This window comes from Puniceicoccus vermicola (assembly GCF_014230055.1).
Taxonomy (GTDB): domain Bacteria; phylum Verrucomicrobiota; class Verrucomicrobiia; order Opitutales; family Puniceicoccaceae; genus Puniceicoccus; species Puniceicoccus vermicola.
Map to the genome: position 1 here is coordinate 1 of NZ_JACHVA010000114.1, position 21,569 is coordinate 21,569.

18 protein-coding genes and 1 pseudogene are annotated in these 21,569 nt (G+C 53.5%); 14 read left to right on the forward strand and 5 right to left on the reverse strand.

From position 1 onward, the window contains the following. A partial coding sequence (locus H5P30_RS14520; RefSeq protein ID WP_185693639.1) for a transposase occupies positions 1-699 on the forward strand: 699 nt, incomplete at its 5' end. Positions 700-726: 27 nt separating this feature from the next. On the opposite strand, the gene H5P30_RS22285 is transcribed toward H5P30_RS14520, so the two are convergent. Next, positions 727-852, reverse strand: a complete 126-nt coding sequence (locus tag H5P30_RS22285; RefSeq protein ID WP_281388082.1) for a hypothetical protein — start codon at positions 850-852, stop codon at positions 727-729. A gap of 69 nt (positions 853-921) precedes the next feature. On the opposite strand from H5P30_RS22285, the gene H5P30_RS14525 reads away from it, so the two are divergent. From H5P30_RS14525 to H5P30_RS14555, 7 genes are all read left to right on the forward strand, one after another. Further along, complete coding sequence (locus H5P30_RS14525) at positions 922-1,101, forward strand: hypothetical protein (protein ID WP_185693641.1); 180 nt, start codon at positions 922-924, stop codon at positions 1,099-1,101. After that, complete coding sequence (locus H5P30_RS14530) at positions 1,101-1,370, forward strand: type II toxin-antitoxin system YafQ family toxin (RefSeq protein WP_185693642.1); 270 nt, start codon at positions 1,101-1,103, stop codon at positions 1,368-1,370. The genes H5P30_RS14525 and H5P30_RS14530 overlap by 1 nt, the downstream gene beginning before the upstream one ends. A gap of 96 nt (positions 1,371-1,466) precedes the next feature. Then, complete coding sequence (locus H5P30_RS14535; protein WP_185693643.1) at positions 1,467-2,291, forward strand: RHS repeat-associated core domain-containing protein; 825 nt, start codon at positions 1,467-1,469, stop codon at positions 2,289-2,291. Positions 2,292-2,294: 3 nt separating this feature from the next. Then, positions 2,295-2,747: a hypothetical protein gene (locus H5P30_RS14540; protein ID WP_185693644.1), complete on the forward strand. Its 453-nt coding sequence runs from the start codon at positions 2,295-2,297 to the stop codon at positions 2,745-2,747. 66 nt (positions 2,748-2,813) lie between these two features. Then, positions 2,814-3,962 carry an IS110 family RNA-guided transposase gene (locus tag H5P30_RS14545; RefSeq protein WP_185693645.1) on the forward strand — a complete coding sequence of 383 codons (1,149 nt, stop codon included), beginning with the start codon at positions 2,814-2,816 and terminating at the stop codon, positions 3,960-3,962. 863 nt (positions 3,963-4,825) lie between these two features. Beyond that, the gene (locus H5P30_RS14550; RefSeq protein ID WP_185693646.1) at positions 4,826-5,917 is read left to right on the forward strand and encodes a polyamine ABC transporter substrate-binding protein; all 1,092 of its coding nucleotides are present in this window, start codon (positions 4,826-4,828) and stop codon (positions 5,915-5,917) included. An 18-nt stretch (positions 5,918-5,935) separates the two neighbouring features. Further along, entirely contained in the window at positions 5,936-9,112 is a 3,177-nt protein-coding gene (locus H5P30_RS14555) for an ATP-binding protein (protein ID WP_185693647.1), read from the forward strand. Between the two features lie 311 nt (positions 9,113-9,423). On the opposite strand, the pseudogene H5P30_RS22540 reads toward H5P30_RS14555, so the two are convergent. Next, a pseudogene (locus H5P30_RS22540) lies at positions 9,424-9,525 on the reverse strand (ribbon-helix-helix domain-containing protein); the annotation flags it as partial. A gap of 191 nt (positions 9,526-9,716) precedes the next feature. Between H5P30_RS22540 and H5P30_RS14560 the strand changes: the two are divergent. The 5 genes from H5P30_RS14560 to H5P30_RS14580 all read left to right on the forward strand — a co-directional run bounded on the left by H5P30_RS14560 (position 9,717) and on the right by H5P30_RS14580 (position 15,488). Then, entirely contained in the window at positions 9,717-9,947 is a 231-nt protein-coding gene (locus tag H5P30_RS14560; RefSeq protein ID WP_185693648.1) for an AbrB/MazE/SpoVT family DNA-binding domain-containing protein, read from the forward strand. Then, a complete protein-coding gene (locus H5P30_RS14565; protein WP_185693649.1) occupies positions 9,944-10,339 on the forward strand; it encodes a type II toxin-antitoxin system death-on-curing family toxin in 396 nt (131 codons plus the stop codon). Before H5P30_RS14560 ends, H5P30_RS14565 begins: the two co-directional genes overlap by 4 nt. Positions 10,340-10,948: 609 nt before the next feature. Beyond that, complete coding sequence (locus H5P30_RS14570; RefSeq protein WP_185693650.1) at positions 10,949-13,657, forward strand: MGH1-like glycoside hydrolase domain-containing protein; 2,709 nt, start codon at positions 10,949-10,951, stop codon at positions 13,655-13,657. A gap of 198 nt (positions 13,658-13,855) precedes the next feature. Continuing rightward, entirely contained in the window at positions 13,856-14,152 is a 297-nt protein-coding gene (locus H5P30_RS14575; protein WP_185693651.1) for a Dabb family protein, read from the forward strand. Between the two features lie 409 nt (positions 14,153-14,561). After that, positions 14,562-15,488, forward strand: a complete 927-nt coding sequence (locus tag H5P30_RS14580; RefSeq protein ID WP_185693652.1) for a hypothetical protein — start codon at positions 14,562-14,564, stop codon at positions 15,486-15,488. 12 nt (positions 15,489-15,500) lie between these two features. On the opposite strand, the gene H5P30_RS14585 is transcribed toward H5P30_RS14580, so the two are convergent. From H5P30_RS14585 to H5P30_RS14595, 3 genes are all read right to left on the reverse strand, one after another. Next, positions 15,501-16,403: a hypothetical protein gene (locus tag H5P30_RS14585; RefSeq protein ID WP_185693653.1), complete on the reverse strand. Its 903-nt coding sequence runs from the start codon at positions 16,401-16,403 to the stop codon at positions 15,501-15,503. Between the two features lie 1,437 nt (positions 16,404-17,840). Continuing rightward, on the reverse strand, positions 17,841-19,325 hold the full coding sequence (locus H5P30_RS14590) for an FMN-binding glutamate synthase family protein (RefSeq protein WP_185693654.1): 1,485 nt from the start codon (positions 19,323-19,325) through the stop codon (positions 17,841-17,843). Positions 19,326-19,333: 8 nt separating this feature from the next. Next, positions 19,334-21,022 carry a thiamine pyrophosphate-dependent enzyme gene (locus H5P30_RS14595; RefSeq protein ID WP_185693655.1) on the reverse strand — a complete coding sequence of 563 codons (1,689 nt, stop codon included), beginning with the start codon at positions 21,020-21,022 and terminating at the stop codon, positions 19,334-19,336. 55 nt (positions 21,023-21,077) lie between these two features. On the opposite strand from H5P30_RS14595, the gene H5P30_RS14600 reads away from it, so the two are divergent. Then, a partial coding sequence (locus H5P30_RS14600) for a winged helix-turn-helix domain-containing protein (RefSeq protein ID WP_185691585.1) occupies positions 21,078-21,569 on the forward strand: 492 nt, incomplete at its 3' end.

A 21,569-nucleotide genomic window follows, 5' to 3' on the forward strand; every position in this document is an offset into this window, starting at 1 on the left:
CCGTTTCAGGGGCGTTACAAGGGGATTGTTGTGGAGCCCGGGCATGTATTCGCGCAGGTTTGCCACTACATTCACCTGAATCCGGTTCGTGCGGGGATCGTTTCGGCGGAAAACCTTGGGGAGTATCGCTGGAGCAGCTTTTTTCGCATCGAAAAAAGGAAGCGTCCCGAATGGTTGGATTTCTCAACGGTATTATCCGACTCGGGGGGTCTAGGCGACAATCGGACTGGGTGGAATCGGTATCGGGATTACTTGGTTTGGCTGGCAGAGGATGATTTGGAAAAGAAGAAACTGGCAGAGGCCCAGATGAGCCGGGGCTGGTGTAAGGGATCGAAGGAGTTTCGCAAGGCGATGCGGGATGAAGCGAAGGCGAAGGGGGCGCAATTGGACCGGGTTCGTTTCGAAGGATTGGAGCCGAAGTCCTTGATTGAGGAGCGGATGATGGTTTGGGAGGAGGAACTCGTTCAGGCGGCGACGGTCGCCGGGATTGACCTCGGAGCCCTTCCCCGGCCGAAAATGTCGCGGGAAAAGTGCCTGTTGGCAGCGGTAATGAAAAAACGGACCTCGGTTTCCAACCGTTGGCTGGCCGAACGACTCGCCATGGGTTCGGTGTCAACCCCGACGCAAGCGGCAAAACGGGCGAGTGAGAATCCGGGAGTCAGAAAAGAAATCGAGAGAATTGAAAAGGCCCTGGAGTGAACCTTTGGCGTGAACGATGATCCATTGTCAAAAATCAAGACCTGACGTCATTTGGTCTTCATCCGCCTGATCCAGCAACTGCTCGGACACGCCCGGCTCGACACCACCCAGATTTACACCGAAGTGGCCATCAAGGCCCTCCGAGAGGTCCATGCCAGAACGCATCCCAGCGCACGCTCTTGAAGGCTTGAAGAATCCCGGAAAACGGTCATCTTATTGATCATGAACGCAGCCGAAATCATCGAAGAGATCCAACGCCTTCCCGAAGATGAACGGGGTAAGGTGATTGAGTTCGTGCGTCATCAGCCCAACCAAGAGACGCTGGAGGCGATGCGGGAGCCGACCGAGGGGCTTCCCCGGTTCGAGACGGTCGAGGACCTTTTCGAGGAAATGCGCGGCTGATGCTCCGCCTTGTCCGCAAAAGCCGCTTCAAGAAAGACTTCAAGAAGCTTCTTTCCTCGGGGAAGGACTTGGAAAAGCTCGGTTCGGTCATAATGGCCCTGCAAGCGGAGGAGTCCCTGCCCAAGCACAACCGCGACCACGCCTTGACGGGGAATTACGCCGGTCACCGGGAGTGTCATCTAGAGCCTGATTGGCTACTGGTTTACAAAGTCGAGGAAGGACAGCTAATCCTCGTGCGCACGGGCTCACACAGCGAGCTGTTCGGCTGATTTTTCCTTAGCTGCCTTGCCTCCTGTCGGGCGTGTTGTTCGTCGGAAATGGCCTTGCATCGGAGCCAGTCGGAACGCACTCTTTAAAGCGTTCCCATGGTCGCCTTCAACGAAAGCTTCGCCCCCGCAAAACCCGTCCGCAGTCCCAAAAACCGCGTCGGGAATTTTTTTGGCCAAGAGGGTGACTTGCGTCGGGCGAATCGGCTGCCAGGCCAGTATCCGTGCCAGGAAAACGGGCATGATTACGGTAGGACCGCGTCGGGTATGTTTTATTACGGCTTCAGATACTACGACTCCGAAACGGGACGGTGGGCGTCGCGTGATCCGATCAAGGAAGAAGGTGGGTTGAACCTGTATGGGTTTGTTGGGAATGATGGGGTAAATTCGTGGGATATTCTGGGGCTAGAGGATGATTCAAAAAAAGCCTGCTGTGATGTTGAGCGATTTAGTATGGTGGTAGACCGGTGGGATAAAAAGACTGAAGGTGGAGAGTTTTCGTTGAATTTAACAGTTTTATTTACGCTGATTTTAAAGAAAGGATCAGAAAAATCAGATTGCATAATTTATCAAAAGCTAAACGGAGCCACATCAATGCAAGTGAAGTTTTTCGACAAATGGATTCCATGGCCTGAATTATTTGATGATGATTATGACGTTCCAAAGAATTCTAGTTCAAAATATTGGTGGGATGGTCAAAAATGGCTTCTTCCAGATTGGGGGAATTGGGCTGGTGATAGACTTGCCACATTTAACGATGTGCCGGGCGTTTATAACGCAAGTAAGTCTAATTTTCCTATCAGGTTTGATATGAAATTTAGGACTGTTGTTGCTGACAAGAAAACAGGAGAGGAACAAGCCGATTTAGAATCGGTCGATCTTGATCGACTACAAGTCAATGGAAGATGGGAAACACATATTTAAGTTATGATTTTTACTGGAGAAAAATTAAAATTATCTTTACTTGTTCTTTCCGTCTTTGTCTCAAATTTCGTGGTGCTTGAAAATTTATCAGCACACGAAAGTAATGAGGATAGTGATTATTATGTGGTTTCCGGAACGGTGATAAGTTACGAAACCGTAGAATACATGGGAAATAAGTATTCAATGCTTCTTTTAGGGATTGATAGGTGCTACAAGGGGAATTTTGATGAAGGTAAAAATATAATAGTTTATCCTCCCGCAGGAGGGTCTAAGTTAGACGCAAATATGATTGATAGTGATTTTAGCAAAATCGACTCAGCTGGATTATTTAGGATCGAAAATGATTCCCGATTAAATAGAAAGTACTACAAGGTGACTGAGTTTTATGAGAAATCTCTCTTCGAATGGCCCTTGTCTATTCGTATTGTTGATAAAGTTTTTGGAACACCCGAATGAAGAAGAGGTAGATGACATGGGAGGAGTTGCCAGGAGCGAATGAACGCTTAACTGATTTTCCGTACCATGAAAAACCAAACCGAACAACTCACACCCACGTCACCGAAACAGACTGAAGCGAAAGTGGAAGTCATCAAGCTTGGAATGGACATTCACAAACGACAATACGTAGTCGTTCAACAGGTCGAAGGGGAAGGGCCGAAGGCACCGCAGAGGTTTACTCCGGAATCGTTTTTATCGTATTTGGCTAAATTGAGAAAAAGGGCAAAGCGTGTGATTACTTGCTACGAGGCTGGGTGTTTTGGTTATGTTCTCCACCGTCAACTGGAGGGGATGGGCATTGAAAACCTTGTGGTGCGCCCCCGCAACTGGGACGAATACGGATCGAAGGTGAAGACCGACGGACGGGATGCTCGCGAGCTGTGCAGTTGCCTGGATCGCTGGTTGGCGGGTAATAAAAACGCTTTAAGTGTGGTGCGTGTGCCGACCGAAGAGCAGGAACGCTCGCGCAGTCTGAGCCGCCAGCGCGAGACCTTGGCGAAGGAGTTGAAACGTTTGCAGAACATCGGCCAGAGCAATGGACGCTATTATGGGATTGAGCTGAAGATGAGCTGGTGGAAGCCATGCCGATGGCGGGTGCTGGAGAAGGAGCTTCCGGATTGGTTTGTTGCGATCATCGCACCAATACAAGTCGTACTTACGACAATCAATGCTCAGCTCAAGGAGGCGACGGGGAGGGAAGAACGCCAAGCCAATCGCAAGTTGCCGGTAGGGCTTGGGGCTTTGACCGCTTCCGTCCTTGATCAGGAGTTCCGGGACTACTCCAGGTTTAGCAACCGCCGGCAGGTAGCGAGTTTTACCGGTTTGTGCCCCAGTGAACAGTCCAGCGGCGCGACGCATCATCGCGGGAGCATCAACAAGCACGGGAATCCGAGGATCCGTTCAAAGTTGATTGAGGCCTGCTGGCGCCTCCTTCAGTTCCAGCACGATTACGAACCGATCAAACAGTGGCGATTACGCTTTGCCGAGCAGCCTCCGGGGAAGGCACCCAAAAAGAAAATGATCGTCGCTATCGCACGACGGTTTGCGGTGGACTGGTGGCGTATCAACACCGGTCAAATCCAACCGGAGGATGTTGGTTTGCGAGTGGATTATCCGGCCTCTTATGCAGCCAAGGCTCTCAGAGAAGGAAGAATCGTCAAACACTACGCTTAAGCCGAATCACTTTTACCGAATTTGGAACGGAGGCCTGCGCGGACTGACCCCTGGTTCTTAGAAGAACCGATCTAAAGATGGCGCGGCCTTTGTTCCTCTTGCCGATTGAATAGATCAACTTGCACTGCCAGAATTGAACGTGGCATGTGCGGATAGCAGGTTATGCCCGGCACACCGCCGACTGCATCAGCAGGGGAAACGTTCTGAACTACAACCCATAATTTGGGGGCTCATCGCCTCCCCAAACCCCGGCTAGGGGAACAATAACGAAGCAAAAAAAACATGAAATAAAGCCGACGCATACTCTCTTGACAAAATCTCCCATAGCAGGGGTCAAACGCAAAATATAAAGATTTGACCACACTCCCCTGATCCAATTTCTAGATTTGGGATGACAGCCAGACGGGGTCTGGTCCAATTATCTATGTTTTCGGATCTAGCGAATTTCAGAATATCCGTAGGTGCCCGATTCCCCCACCGAAACCCGCTTCAGCCGGGATTGAGTTTTCCGCCGACGGCCTTCGCCCCTCCCGATTCCAAACCGGAGAAAGAAACCGACGGCGTCAGCGGGGAATGGCGCGAACTTCTGCGGGCGGCCATTCGTAATCCTAACCGTGCTCAAAATAACAATCCTCTCCTCCCCCTTTTGCGAGTTTTTGCCCCCTTTGCGGCGAAACCTTCCCCGCACCTCGCGGTTCGCAGGGACCTCCTTCAACACACTGCGGTCCGACAAATCGCCGTTGGAAGCGTTGGAGGGGGAGTACAGCACTAGGGTCCTTCCCCCCTCGCCGACGCACCGCAGTTCCCTTGACCTTGAGCTATAAATGCAGGAAAAATAGACACCTCTGCAACAGGGCAATACCATGAAATCGCGAGCCAATCCTCAACCGTTTATCCGAAATCACTCACTACCGCCGCGACTTTGCATGGTCCTCGGGCTTCTCCTGTTTGCGCCGATGTGGGCGGATGACGAAATCGACAAGCCGGTTCTGACATTCTTCAACTGGACCGCCTACGTTGACGAGGAGGTCATCGATGAGTTCGAAGAGGAATTCAACTGCTCGGTGAAACAGCTCTACTATCAGTCAATGGACGACCGGGATGAAAAGATTTTGCGAGACAATGCCAAAGGCTATGACGTCATAATGGTCGGCGGATCCGATGTAGCCGAATACGCATCCACAGGCTGGATCATGCCGCTCGGCGAGGAAAATATTCCCAACTTTAAACACCTCGATCCGCGTTGGACTGAAGCTTGGCCGCAGACGGATACGCATGCCATCCCATACTTGTGGGGCACCTCCGGCATTATCTACCGCTCCGACTTGGTGAAAGAGGAGATCACAAGCTGGAAGCAAATGTATGAGCCGAAAGAATACCTCGGGGGTCACATCATGCTTTCCGACACCCACCGAATCGCTCTGGGCCATGGTTTGGTCGCGCTGGGCTATTCCTACAACTCCGAAGTTCCCTGGCAACTATCGGAATTGCAGGAATTACTCGAACAGTTGAAACCTTATGTGCAAACCACCGGGTATTTTAAAACGGACGCCAGCTCCGGTATTGTTTCGGGAGATACTTGGATGGGACAAACATGGAATGGAGACGCACTTCTCCTGCAGCAGAGAAATCCCGATATCCGCTACGTTATCCCCGAGGAGGGAAGCGAGATTTGGGTCGATTATCTCACGGTATCCAGCCAGTCGGAGCACCCGGAATTGGCGAAGGAGTTTATCAACTTCTTGCAGGATCCCGAGAACAACGCACGCTGCGCCTTAGCCCTTCAATTCGCCTCCCCCAACCGTCAATCCGCAGATTTCTTGCCGGCTGATTTCCTCGACAACCCGATCATTTATCCCTCGGAGGAAGAATTGGACTCCTGCTTTTTTCAGCTCTCGGTTTCTCCCAAGACACAGAAACGGTTGATTACGATTTGGTCGCAATTCGCAAACTGATCTGGCGGGAGGGGATCGATGAAGCTTCGGACCAAATTGCTAGGCTTTCTCGTTCCCCTGGTTGCCGTACCCCTGCTTTTCCTCGGCTGGATTGGGTTCAAGCAGTTGAGTGCCGAAGCGGAGGAAACGATACTTCGGGAAATGAACACCTTGCAGTCGCAGTTGGCCCGGGGAGCGGACACCCGCCTGCAAACGGCACAGTCGAACGCGAAGCTTTTCTCCGAATCCGGCCTGCTCAAGGATTTCATTTTTGCCAGCGAGGCGGATCGCTACCGATTCGTTTTGCTCCCGCTCCTCGAGCTTTTCTCCGGATACAACCGCGCCTATCCGGACTATTATCGAATCCAGGTGGCGTCTCCAACCGGTGAAGAACTCGCCGCCTTTGATCCCCTCGCCAGCTCTTCCTATTCCGAACAGGAAATGATCGATCCCTCTTTTTTCGAGAGGATCTCAGCGAGCAGCCAACCGATTCATGCCGAATACCGCTTTGATCCCGGGATCGACCGTTGGTCTCTTTTCGTCAGCCAACAGTTGAAATTCCTCGATCCCACCTTCGAGGATTCGACCATTGCGACACCGAGTCTGCGCGGCTACCTGATTCTTACGGTGGGCTTGGACGACCTGCGGGAACAAATCCAGCGGATTCACCCTGGCCAAACCGGTCAAAACTTTCTCACCACGCCCGAAGGAGAGATCCTCTTCCCGAAAGTCACGCAGATCCGTCAGAAGAAACTTACCGAAGAGATTACCAGCGAAATTCAAACAATGGCGGTTTCCGGGGCAGACTTTGAAGTAAAACTGGGAGATACGGCGTTTATTGCCGACGCCAAAGAAATCGAGGGCGGGCCCCTACTTGTCTCGATCCTGCCGCGGGAGGAATTGACGAGAGCCGGACGCGAACTGGGGCTGGCCGTTATCGTGATATGCGTCATCGCCATTATCGGAACCGTCGTCTGTCTCTTTCTTGTGCTGAAATTTGCAGTTACCTCTCCGCTCCAGGTGCTGGGCGATGGAGCCAAGCAAATCGAATCCGGCAACCTTGACGTCGAGATCGAGATCAAGGGAAACAGCGAATTGACTGCCCTTGCCCACCAATTCAATGCCATGGCCCGTGGGATTAAGGAGAACAAGCGTCTTCGCGATGCCGCGCAAGCAGAGGCACTGAGCAACAAGGAACTCGCCATCACCAGCTTGGAGAAAGCGGACCGCCTCAAGGACGAATTTCTGGCCAACACTTCCCACGAACTGCGAACTCCCCTACACGGGATGATCGGAGTCGCCGAGTCCCTGCTCAGCGGTTCGGCCGGTTCGTTATCGGATCGGGCCACTTCGAACCTGGAACTCATCGTTGCCGGCGGCCGGAGACTCGCGAACCTGGTGAACGATATTCTGGATTTCTCAAAACTCCAGAACGACGATCTGCGACTCAACCTAAAGGCAGTCGATGTCCGTTCCGTGTGCAGCCTCGTCATGACCACACTGCAACCGACCCTGAAAAACCGCGATATCGAACTCAGGTCGAACATTGCGGAGGACCTCCCGCTGGTCACGGCAGACGAAAACCGCCTCCAGCAGATTTTCTACAACATAATCGGGAACGCTCTCAAGTTTACGGAGCAGGGGCATGTCGAGATCAGCGCAGTTCTGAAGGGAAAAAACGTTGAGGTCGCTATATCCGATACAGGCATCGGGATCCCCGAAGATCAACGAGAAGTGATTTTCAACTCTTTCCAACAACTCGATTCGGCAGCGGATCGAACCCAGGGAGGAACCGGATTGGGCCTTACCATTACTCGAAAACTAATCGAATCCCATGGGGGTGATATTCGCGTGGAGTCCACCGTCGGGGAGGGAAGCGTATTCTCGTTCTCCCTCCCAATCGCTTCTCACCAAATCAAACCGGAACTCTCCGAAGATCCTCTGCAAAGCGGGGTAGCCAAGATACCTGCACCGGAGCCCCTCCCCGTGACGATTGATCCAGTGTCGAGCGATCCTCTCGACCTCCTGAATGGAAAAGGTCGAACGATCCTCGTCGTCGACGATGAACCGATGAACTTGAAGGTTGTGGAGAACCATTTGAGCCTCTGCAAATTTTCCATTCACCTGGCTTCGAGTGGGAGCGAGGCACTCGAATGGCTCGAAACTCCCGGAAACCAACCCGACCTCGTCCTGCTCGACGTGATGATGCCGCGCATGAACGGGTTCAAAGTCTGCGAAATCATTCGAAAAACCCATCCCCCGACGGATCTTCCCATCATCTTTCTCACCGCCCGCAGCGCTCCGGAAGATATAGCCGAGGGCATGGCGGTGGGAGGAAACGACTACATTCCCAAGCCGTTCGCTCAGAAGGAATTTTTCGCCCGCATTCAGCTCCACATGGAGCTGGCGGAATCCAGTCGCACTTTACGGGATTGGACGCTTACGCTGGAGGAGCGGGTTCTTGCGAGGACGAAGGAGCTCGAACGGGCAAATCAGAGGCTCGAGAAGCAGAACGAGATATTGGTCGAGAACGAGAATCTTCGCCGGGATATGGAAAGGATTACCCAGCATGACCTGCGCTCACCCATCGCGGGAATCATCAGTCTCGCTGAAATCATCCTGGAAGAACACGAAGATAACACCACAGCAGAAGAGCTTAAATCGATTATCGATAGCGGCTACGATGTCCTGAATATGATTACCCAAACGCAGGATATGCATAAGCTGGAGGATGGCTCCTACAACCTCCAGATCAAGGAATTCAATCTCGTTGAAGCGCTATTCCGTATCGGAAGGGACACTACGGATCTCCAGCAGAAAAAGGAATCGAAACTGGTAATTAGACTCGACGACCGCAACGCCTCGGCCTCGGACTCCTGGACGGTTCGGGCCGATAAAAGCCTAATCTACCTCGCTCTCTCGAACCTGATCAACAACGCTCTGGAGGCTACCCCCCGGCAAGAGAAGGTTGAGATTTCCCTGTCACGCATCGGGTCAGTCACGAAAATCGACATTCACAATCAGGGAGCGATTCCAGAAGAAGTGCGCAACCGGTTTTTCGACAAATATGCGACTGCCGGCAAAACCAAAGGAAATGGGATCGGCACCTATTCCGCCCAACTCATTATCCGCCATCATGGCGGAACACTTTCCTTCACCACGGACGATTCGACCGGCACCACACTGAGCATCACCCTTCCGGATCCTCAAGGATGATAGCCGGACCAAAGAGCAAAAAGGTGTCAGCCCAATTTTTCATGCATTTCCCGGATAGGTATCCCGGAGATCTCTTCTCTGCCAGTTTCTTGCTTCATGCAGGTTGATTGTTACCCACTGATTTCGAGGAGACTCTTCCGACTCAATCAACCGTGTTTATCCGCGTCATCGCGCGGCTAGAAAGCCGCAGGCGGGTAGACGTGATTTTCGTCAAGCCTCTAAAAATTCCCAAAGCGACTAGAGCAGAGCTCCCCCCCTACGGGATGGATTGAAATCCGCAATTCACAATCTCCGATAGCCCTCAGCGTCGTGCGAAGTGCCTCGCGAATCACCTCACTGGCATTGTTGCAAAGGCCGGATGCAACCTTCTCTCGAACCGCGCGATCCAATTCCGGTGTCAACGAAATGTGCATGGCTACATGCAAGTTTAACTCTTCAAACTTTGTCGATTTTGAGGTGGCGACGATCGGGGGGAAAGACGAATTTCCCTGTTTCTCCATTCAAAGGCCTCGCCCCGAATCTCCTCCTTCCCCAACAGGGCCAACATCCTTAAGCCGTGAGCGGAAACTTGACAACCGGGCAAGGGATAACAAATGTTATAACAATGGCCATAAAAACCAAAGTCCGCAAGATCGGGAACTCCTATGGGATTGTTCTCCCCAAGGAGGCACTGCAGGCCCTCAAAGTGGAAGAAGGCGCGACTCTTTTTTTAACCGAAGCGCCTAATCACACGCTCAACATCAATCCCGAGCAGCCGGGTTTCGGTGAAGTTATGCAAGTTGCTGAGGAAGGCATGCGCCGCTACCGCAATACCATGCGGGAGCTTGCCAAATGAAAGAACCTTTTTGGCTTAGCGAAGAATCGATCCATGCCATCCACCATCTTTCCGTGTCACGATTTGGTGGCACGGACGGCTTGCGTGACGATGCTGCATTATCGAAATCGCTGCAGCGGCCGCTGCAGCACTTTAGCTATGCGGAACCGAAGCCTACGCTCTTTGAACTCGCGGCAATTTATGGCTCTGCGATCGTGAAGAGCCACCCCTTTCTGGATGGGAACAAACGAACGGGATTCATGGCCGCCTATTCTTTCCTCGGGATCAACGGTTACCAGCTCACCGCCTGCGAAGAGGAGGCTGCCGTTCAAATCCTCGCGCTCGCTGACAGCCGCCTGAGCGATGCCGAACTCGCAGCTTGGTTGGAGGTGAACTGCCGGAAGAAGACGTAACGTACACCCAAACGAAATCGGATCTTGGTTTTAAACTGAATTGCCCCCCTTCTGGTCCTTCCACGCGAGCTGCTGAACTACCTTGACCGAGTGATCATTTCATTTTTCGGTATCGCCGATCCAAAGAGAACTTGGAACAAACAACACTAGTTGATGTCGGCAGTTGCGGGCCAAGGCCGGAATGGCACTAGATTAAGCCGGGTTACGAAGCTTGGTTGTAAAAAAAAGACTGGGCTGAACCCCCTCCACCCCCGACATAGTCGGGGGTCCCCCTCCCCTGCTTGCAGGGGAGGAGTCTGAATCAAGAAATATAATTCCCCTCCTACTCGTAGGAGGTGGGGAGGTTCCGCATTTCGGATCAGCCCTTAATCCAGTGCAATTCGCCCGAGGCCGCACGACTACGATCCGAGGTGGAAATTTGGTTCTTTCCGGCGTTTACGCAGTTGCTCCCGCCAGCCTAGCCTATTTCTTTGACCGCATGGCTGACGCAACTCCCTCTATCTGGCCGGAATCGGAAGATCTCCCGGTCCGGTTCGTCTTCTCCTCGTGTGGAGAATCGGCTTGTTCCGACGGAGGCATGACCCTCTACCCTGGATCTGAGACGAGAAGATGACGGCGGAGCATGAAAGACTGGCCGCCGAGGAGCGTCGCGAAGCGGACTGGAAACGCTGGGGGCCCTACCTCTCCGAGCGACAATGGGCCACCGTTCGGGAGGATTACTCCGCCAATGGAGACTCTTGGCGCTACTTTCCCCACGAGCATTCCCGCAGTCGTGCGTACCGCTGGGGGGAGGACGGATTGCTCGGGATCACGGATCGGCAATGTCGCCTCTGCTTCTCTTTTGCTCTCTGGAACGGGGTCGATCCCATCCTCAAGGAGCGTCTCTTCGGCTTGACGGGGCCGGAAGGCAACCACGGCGAAGATGTCAAAGAGTGCTACTACTACCTCGATGCGGTTCCTACCTATTCGTACGCCAAAGCGCTCTATAAATATCCACACACCGCCTTTCCCTACGCGGAACTTATCGCGGAGAATGCGAAGCGGGGCTACGGAGAGAGGGAGTTTGAACTCACGGACACTGGCATCTTTGACGAGAACCGCTACTTTGACGTGGTCGCTGAGTACGCGAAAGCGGGGCCCAACGACATTCTCATCCGACTCACGGTTCACAACCGGGGTCCCGATGCAGCCTCCATTGACATTCTCCCGACCCTCTGGTTCCGCAACACTTGGGAATGGGACTGCGATCACGAAGGTTGCTCGACACGACCCTTTATCACCCAGACCCAAGAGGGAGATTTTCTCGCCTGCCACGAGGGAGTCTCTCTGGAAACCCACCGCGATCTGGGGCGCTACCGGCTATCCCAGCGGACTGACGAGGGCGGCGAAGAAAAGTTATTCACCAACAATACCACGAATCGCGAACTGCTTTTCAATCAGCCGAGCGAAACCCCGTGGAGAAAAGATGCGTTTCACCGCTACGTGATCGGTGGTGAAACTGAGGCGGTCAATCCTCAGGGCAACGGGACCAAAGCCGCTTTCCGTTTTTCGCGGACGATTGCGGCGGGTGGCTCTGCTGTAGTCGAACTGCGACTACGGCCCGATGAGAACTCCGAAGCCGGTTCGGTGGGCGATGATTTTGGAAAAATCTTTGCCCAAAGAATTGCCGAGGCCGAAGAGTTTCACGCCTCGATCGGCCCAGACCCGGCGAAAGATTCAGAGGACGCAACGATCGCGCGGCAAGCCCGGGCCGGACTTCTCTGGTCCAATCAGTTCTATCACTACGTGGTCAAAGACTGGCAAAAAGGCGACCCCGGAAGCCCCCCTCCCCCAGCCGACAGAGTGAACGTGCGCAACCGCGATTGGAAGAACCTCTATGCGCGCGACATCCTATCCATGCCGGACAAATGGGAATATCCTTGGTTCGCCGCTTGGGATGCGGCGTTTCACATGATTCCCTACGCCCAAATGGATCCGGCCTTCGCCAAGAAACAGTTACTTCTTTACCTCCGCGAATGGTACCTCCACCCCAACGGGCAAATCCCCGCCTACGAATTCAACTTCTCCGACGTTAACCCACCCGTCCATGCTTGGGCCGCGCGGCGGGTCTTCGAAGTGGAAGCCGCAGGTGGCAATGGGGACCGCCTTTTCCTGGAGCGCGTCTTCCAAAAGCTGCTCCTAAACTTCAACTGGTGGGTAAACCGGAAGGATACGGACGGTGAGAATCTCTTTGCCGGAGGATTTCTCGGCCTCGACAATATCGGGGTCTTTGACCGCAGCCATCCGCAAATGATCCAAGGCAAACTGGAGCAGGCCGACGCGACCGCGTGGATGGCTTTCTACTGCCTCAATATGCTCGAGATTTCCATCATTCTCGCCTGCGAGCCAGACGGTACCGTGAATACCGCCTACGAGGATATGGCTTCCAAATTTTTCGAGCACTTCGTGCAGATCGTGGAGGCCATTAATCATTTAGGCGGGTCCGGCTTATGGGACGAAGAAGACGGCTTCTATTACGATCAAATTAGCTACGCTGACGGGAAGTCCTGCCGACTGAAAACCCGTTCCCTCGTCGGATTGCTGCCGCTGATCGCGGCAATGCCCCTATCGACCAAGACACTCGACCGCTTGCCTGGATTCAAGAACCGTTTCGAGTGGTTCCTCCGCTACCACAAGGACCTGAGCCGACACGTGGCTCAAGAACAACAGGAGGGCCATACGGACTACCTGCTCGCGATGGCTCCCCGGAACCGACTGCAACGCATCCTCAACTATCTGACCGATGAGGACGAATTCTTATCTCCCCACGGCATTCGATCCCTTTCCCGCCGATACGAAAGCGAGCCCTTCCGCTTTACGGTTGGCGGCAAGACTCTCGACGTCGGCTACCTTCCGGGCGAGAGCGACTCCGGGCTCTTCGGAGGAAACTCCAATTGGCGAGGCCCCATCTGGTTCTCGACCAGCTTCCTTCTCATCGAAGCTCTCCTGCGCTATGATGAATATTACGGAGATGCCGTCTTGGCCACTCTCCCGGAGAATGATTCACCGATCCGGCTGAAAGCGCTCGCCATCCAAGTCGCCTCCCGCATGGCGGATCTCTTTCGCCCCGGTCCCGACGGTGCCCGGCCCTGCCATGGAGGACACCAGCCCTATGCCGAAGACCCTCATTGGAAAGACCTCGTTCTCTTCTACGAGTATTTTGATCCGGAGAGCGGGCGCGGCTGTGGGGCGAGTCACCAAACCGGCTGGACCTCCCTGGTGGCCACGCTTCTGCGCAAGCTGCATGAGGATTCTTATACCGAATTTAGTAAGGTTTGACCGTTATGGTGCCGCGCAATTATGCATGTTTTTTTTGATTCAGGAACGACGTCTTGATTCTTGGGATTCACCGCCCTCTCCACCGGAAATTCTCCGAGCAGAGGCCCGCCCCGTTTTCCAATCTTCTCTACTCGATCATCGACGAACTCCCGAGCAGCATTGCCTTTCCCCACGAGACCTAGCAAATTCGGCCTGGTTATGATCCGACATTTGCTGCTGATTCAATTCAAAGAAGACGTCACCGCTGACCAGATCGACGAAGTCGCCACCCTCTTCCGGCAGATCCCGGAAAAGATCGAAGGGGTCGTCTCCGCCGAATGGGGGGCCAACAACAGTCCCGAGCACAAAAACCAAGGCTATTCCCATGCCGTCCTAATGAATTTCGCCGACGAGGCGGGACGCGAGAACTACCTGCCCCATCCGGAACACGATGCGCTCAAGGCGGTATTTAAACCCCTCATCACTGACATCATCGTGTTCGATTATTCTGCGTAGCGGAACACCCGACCTGATGAAGGTGTAAAGCGAAGACAAGCTGGACGCAGGGAGGACGAACCCGGGCAGACTTTCGCTCTTGCCTCTGAAAATGCTGTGGCAAGGGAAGCCTGCGGTCCTTCGTTTGGGAATCGGCCTTTCTGGTAAGTCCCCGACCCACAAATCGCACGACTCAAGTCATGCGAGAACGGAAGATTCCCATTCCTCCTACCCCTCGAATTCTCCGTGAGCTTCATGCGCTCTGTGAGAATCAATGCGTAGGACAGGAATCGAGCGCGGATTTTTGAAGGTTGGGTAAAAAACAAACGATAAGGATCTCCTCCCCTCTCCATCAAAATTCCGCAGCCAGTCATTCTACCGGAAAACAATTACGGAATACAGAATTAAGGCTTCCTGCTATGATCCGGCAATGCATCAACGACGAACGATCCAGGCTATCTTCTCGTGGGGTCACACACGCCTCACCATTTTCAGCATTTGCGCGCTGGGCGGATCCCACGCTTTCGCCGTACTCCCGATGTCCTCGGGACAAAACACCGCCTCGGGCGGCATAATAGGGGCCGCAGACAATCCTTCCCCGGTCACAAATAGCTTGGACATCACGGGCTCCTATGCTGCCGGCAACCAGGGGGATAATACGGATGGTAGCTGGAGCGCAAACGCGGGGGGCACCTTCGCCTATCGGGGAGTCAGTCTTTCCTCCGAAACCACAGTAAACTCTTTCAATGAGAATGCTGAAGTTTCCGCACGCGGACTCATAGACTACTCCTCTATGGACGTATTGACTTTCGATGCAGTGGAGACCTTCACTCTGACATTCCAAATCAACGGCAGCGTGTCCGTGGGTTTTGCGGGGACTTCCACGAGTTTCCCCGGAGCGAATACCGCATCCTACGCCGGCACAGTCATCGTCAAGAATCCGGATTCCGGACCAGACACCTTTAATAATATCTACGGCGGAACCACGATTGGCTCAACCTCCGTCAGCGCCAACGGTGCGAACCCCACTGACTCTGAGTCCAATATCTTCACCGCAACCATTAATCCGGGGCAGGGATTTATCTTCTTCCAAAATGCCGACATCGATACCGGACAAACCGCCGATGCAAATGGAGTGGGAACCTCCGGAGAATACGGCACTTCAACAGGTTATGCCAATGGTGGGATTGATCTTCTTTCTTTTAAAATAGACGGCATCGACACAAGTGAGATTCATGTATTCTCGCAATCCGGCGAAAACTATTTCGCACCCGTGCCGGAACCCGCAACGACCGCGTTCATCTTCGCCATGGCAGCACTAGCCAGTTGCGGATTGAGACAACGACGCAAAGAATAGACAACCGTTTATCTAGCGACCGATCACGACCTTGGCGGCTTGAGAATCAGTCGGCGGCAAGCACACCGCAAGGAGTCGCCCACACTTGGGATCGCATATCCAGTGTGCGAATTGCTTGGACAATTTCTGATCATAAGTGCGCAAGAACCATGCGTGAATCTGCTCATGAAGGATTCCACCATAGGGCTTCGAGTCGAGAATCGGATGTAAATGAGAAAACAGATCGCGACGTACTCTCACATTGGCTAAATTTCTCGCTCCGGCATCCTGCAACTCAAAAATCTGTAGTCCTGAACCCTCTACGGAAGCCTGCAGCCATTCCGAAATGACTTTGAAATGTGGCAGCATCCACGAGAAGAACTGCCTCTCCTGCGCAGAGAATTGCACCTGATCCCGGATCACACAGGCACTGAGGATTCGCCCGCCGGCAAGCTCGAGATCAGTGCCGAGCGCATCTTCCATCAGTAAAATCGGTTTGGCCGCCTGATACATGGCCCGATTCCTCCAACCCGGCATATCCAATACATCCGAAATCGCTCGCACTTGCCCTCGACAACGGTAAATTAGAGGATGACTGGACGTAGTGCCCATGGTTGCGAGGCAAAAACGCATCCCGTCCGGCCCTCCCGTGGTCTGAAAATCGACTACACCGTCGGGCCCGGCAGTGAATGCTAGTTGCATCGGGCCCGGAACCAAATCTGAAAGACTTTTCGTGATCGCCGCCAAACCATGATCACTTACAGCTCCGCGGTAAAAACCAGCGATGAACTGGTTCCAACCTGCCGAAGAATCGAATTTAGGCTTCGGCGAGAAGGCCCGATTCGGCAACGGAGACAACTCGCTCCGAGCCTCTTTCCACCGTGGCCAAGCTTTACCCAAATCCTCCAGAAACGATTTGTCAGGAAGAGGGTCCATTTGAAGGGTTCCATCAATCCAGATGCGAATCGATGTTCGCGGCCAGCGTTCCGTCCGCACCCCCACCAAACGCATCTGGACTCCGCTGGATGACCTTCCCGAATTGTTACGTTCAAAGATTGATTGCAAATGACAGTAGGCATCTGCGGTCGTAAACGGAATCGCTGCGGCACTTCTCTCCGGGTGATCGAGCAAATTGAAAAGGGTTTGCGCGGGGGAACCAGGTCCACCCAGAATCACTGCCCCGTCTGAAAGCAGCGAATAGCGCGCTAATAAAAGGGCCAACGCACGCGTCGCTCTCGTCCAAGAAAATGACTGACCAATTCGACCATATCGATCCCCTCGGAACGTATCTACAATTTCTGAGCGGCTACCTACAGAAAAACGAATCCGCTCCAGAACGAATCCCGTCCTGGTTTTGAAAAAATGTAATTCAATCGAATCGCCGTCACTCAAAACACAGATTAAAAAAGTGAATTCGGACAGATGTTCAAACCTCTAAGGCCCCGATTCGAAAATCGCACGACTCAAGTCATGCGAGAACGGAAGATTCCCGTTCCTCCTACCCGTCAAATTCTCCGTGAGCTTTGTCACTTTTGGAAGAGACAATCCGTAGGAACGAATTTTCGAAGGATGAATGAAAGACAATCGATAAAGATCCTCCGCCCCGAGACCATACCGAGATTCTGAATCTACCTCCTTGTTTTTGCGATCACATGCACCTCTTTGCGCGATGAATCTCGCCTAGCCGAGTGCGGACCTTTCTTCCAACCGGATTTTATAGCGGCTTCGAATCTCTAAATCGAGATTAGCGACGAAACAATAGATCGAACTACCGAGAGGAAACAGTCGGGCGCTGAAGCATCCCGACCACCAGTTTAAGAGGGCAAGACCTGAGGCCACTGGCCTTACTTTTGTTGAGACAAAGGCGAACGGGTGTGGTTCCTGAGCCCAAAGCTCTCGATAGAGTATGGGACCCGGAACACCGGGGGCGCAGCTGAAGCTACTGCCCTACTCCGACCCCACGTACCCGCTCAGCTTTAGTTGCGCGTCCGAACCCTCCGAACATCTCCGAACGCTTCCGTAATTTCCAGAACACACACCGCTCTTGCCGAGAGTCAAAGAGAAGGACTTCGCAACGGCGATCAGCTTCTCCACCAACTTCGCGAACAACGCGGGGCGCAGCTGAAGCTACTGCCCTACTCCGAGACCCCGTACCCGCTCAGCTTTCGCTGCGCGGCCGAACGCTCCGGACATCACCGAACGCTTCGGTCATTTCAAATACACTCATTGAGATCACCGAGATCGACCAATGAAGACCAGAGGTCCACTAGGCGATCGACAACAGATGCCTAAAGACATCAGCTGCCTCTCTTTTTTCAAAACAGCGAGGCTAGATGTGAGTCAAACTGAACGCACCGTCCTCAACCAATCTCCTCATCCGGCACGGGTGCCGCCCTCCGGAGGCCATTGCCAACCGTGCATGAATAGATCGTCGCTGAGATCCTCTAACTTTTCGACTCCGCAAGAGGCCATGAGCTCCATTGTGGCTTTGATCGTATTGCGGTGAAAATTAGCGACCCGGCGGTATTTCTCCTCCACTACGAGACCGCGAATCAATTCCGGCTTCTGCGTGGCTACACCGGTCGGGCAATTGTTAGTATCGCAGCGCTGGGCCTGGATACAGCCGACGGCCAGCATAAAGGCGCGGGCAGCGTTACAAAGATCCGCCCCAATCGAGAGTATTTTCACCAATTGGGCTGCAGTCACAATCTTACCACTAGCGATAATCTTAATCTCGGGATGTAACCCGCGCTCTTCCAATGTGCGGCGGACAAATTTCAACGCTGGCTCCAGGGGCATGCCCACTGAATCGGAGTATTCCAAGGGCGCGGCCCCGGTGCCTCCCTCGGCCCCGTCCACGGTAATGAAATCGGGGTGAATCCCGGTGGACTTCATGGTGTCGCACAACTCTTCGAACTCCGTTTCGCGGCCAATACATAGCTTGAATCCGGTGGGTTTCCCTCCCGACAGGCTTCTCAGGCGATCGACAAATCGGAGAAGACCTTCCGCATCGTTAAATTCGGAGTGTCCCGGTGGTGAAAGCACCGTCGTATGAGGCTCCACCATCCGCACTTTGGCAATTTCCTCATTATTCTTTGCAGCTGGCAGCACCCCTCCGTGACCTGGCTTGGCTCCCTGGGAAAGTTTCAGTTCGATCATTTTGACCTGCTGATGCTTCGCCTTGTCGATAAAGGCATCGGGATCGAAGTCTCCGTTTTCATTCCGGCAACCGAAATAACCCGTTCCGATCTGCCAGACGATATCCCCTCCCCCCTCCAGGTGATAGTCACTGAGAGCGCCTTCGCCGGTGTTGTGATAAAAGCCGCCACTCTTCGCGCCCTTATTCATAGCGAGGATGGCATGGCTGCTGAGGGCACCGAAACTCATGGCAGAGATGTTATAAATCGACGCACTGTAGGGTTTCTCACACTGAGGCCCACCGATTTGCACACGCGGGTTCTCCTGAGAGGGCTTTTTGGCATAGATCGAGTGCTTCAGGCCTTCATAGTGGTTATTGTAGAGGTCCAATTCAGTTCCGAAGGGGTGCGTCGCACTCACATCTTTGGCGCGTTCGTAAACAATCGTTCGGTGGTTCCGCGAGATTGGCGTTCCATCCGTATGACGCTCGATAAAATACTGCTGAATCTCTGGCGAAATGAGCTCAAAGAAATACCGAAAATAGCCAAGGACCGGAAAATTACGCAGGATGGTATGTTTGCTCTGAAACATATCGTAGACCCCCAATCCCACGAGGGGCAGGACCACCACATAGCACCACAGGAAGGCCGAGGCGAAAAAACCAATAATGGCGATCCCGAGAATCAGTCCGATCGAAATATAGACAAAGAGTTTTCTCATAAAATGAATCAGTCGCTATTCTTACCAAAGAGTTCCTTCAACTTGGAAAGACTGAACCCCAACGCCTGAGACGGGCCGATGGAAGGCGGCCAGGTCACTTCGGTGTCGTTTACGCGGGCATCCACCAACACGGGTCCGTTCACTGCAAAAGCATCATGAAGGACGTTTTTTAGCTCTTCCGGACGATCGACTCGCCATCCCGGCAGCCCCATCGCCTGGGCCAAAGTCACGTAATCAGGGTTCTGTAACCCGGTCTCCGATTCGGGCAACCCCTCCGCCTCCTGTTCCATTTGGATGAGACCGAGCTTCCGATTATTAAAGATCACCACCTTGATCGGTAACTTATACTTTGCAGCGATCAGTAGTTCGCCCATCAACATATTGAATCCACCGTCCCCGCAGAGAGCAACGACCTGGCGGTCCGGATGCGAAATTTGAGCGCCGACCGCCGCCGGCAGAGCATAGGCCATGGAAGCGAGGTTGAAAGAGAGAGTAAAACGCTGGCCACGACGCATTCCCAAGTGGCGGGCCGCCCAGACGGTCACCGCTCCAGTATCGCAGGTGAAAATGGCATCGGAATCCGTAGCCTCTCCCACGGCTCGGGCCAGAACCTGCGGATGCAACTGATCCTCGGAGCGATCCACCGCGGATTGATGATCGAGGAATTTCTCCCATCGCCCCCGACTGCGCTGGACCGATTTCAAATGAGAATCGTTTTCTTTGGCCTCCGTATGCTTGAGCAACCAATCAAGCGCCGGCCCCAGATCCCCATGAATCCCTTCGGACTCTGCATGACGCCGACCGAGCACCTCCGCCCGCCGATCAATCTGAAAAGTCCGGCAATCCTCATTGTACCATTCGCGGTAGGGAAAATCAGAACCGAGGACCAAGACCAAGTCGGCATCACTCATCGCCGTCACTCCTCCCCGGTCTCCCAACAGGCCGAGGCCGCCCGCGAAATACTCCGAATCCTCGGGGACGATATCCTTCGCCCGCAACGAGCGTATGATCGGCGCATTCCAGTGGGCCGCCAATTCAAAGACTGCCTCGGCATGATGCCTTGAGCCCTCCCCAACGAGCAAGGTAATGGCTTTACTCTCGGCAACGGCACCGGCCAGAGATTGCATCGACTTCTCCGCAGGCTGTATCCCGCAATCCGGCAACTCGGGCGAAACATTCCATTCGAAATCCGGAAGCGATTCCGAACCCGTGTCATGCGGGATGACCAAAGTGGACACAGTCCGACCGACCAATGCGGTTCGGCAGGCTTCCAGAGCATTGGACGACAATTGCTCCGGCTGACGCAGTTCAGAAATGTAGGCCGATACATCACTGAACAGCTCCTTCAAATCGACCTCCTGATGAAAGGAAGAGCCGATTTCATTACCCGGCACCTGTCCCGCGATGGCCAAAACCGGCGCATGGTCTTTCTTCGCATCGTAGAGCCCATTGAGCAGGTGAATCGCCCCCGGACCAACCGTCCCGGCACAGACCTGCAGCCGTCCGGTTAATTTCGCGGCAGCACTGGCGGCGAACGCCCCGCCCTCCTCGTGGTTCACATGAATAAAACGAATCTCATCATCCCGCCGGATAGCATCAATCAGGGGATTGATGGCATCTCCCGGCACTCCATAAATTTCCTTAACCCCGTAACACTTGAGAAGTTCAAGTAGTTTATCATAGAATTTTACCTTCATGAGCTTACCTATTAACTCGCTTGACAAATAGATCATAATCGAGCGATCTTTACTGATGGAAAATCGAGATGCCCGCACGCTGAGTCAGGATGCCCAGCAAGAGATGCGCCGTCAGGCGATCCGTGCCTTGAAAAAGGGCCGAACACAAACACAGGTTGCCAAGGATTTTGGTGTGGCCCAGCCCACGGTGAATCGGTGGTGGAAACGCTTTGAGGTTGGGGGTTGGGCGGCTATCGGTAAGGGCAAGCGGGGTCGGCAAGATGGAAGTGGACGCAAGATGACTGCGGATCAAGAGAAAGAGATTCAAAAGCTTATCACCGACAAGACCCCGGATCAATTGAAGCTGCGTTTCGCTCTCTGGACGCGGGAAGCCGTGAGAGAGCTGATCAAAAACCGGTTTAAAATCGAGTATGGACTTCAATCGATGAGTGTAGTCTTGGCTCGCTGGGGTTTCACTCCCCAGCGACCACTGAAGAAGGCTTACGAGCAACGCCCGGCTGAGGTGAAGCAGTGGATGGGAGAGGTCTATCCGGAAGTGAAAAAAAAG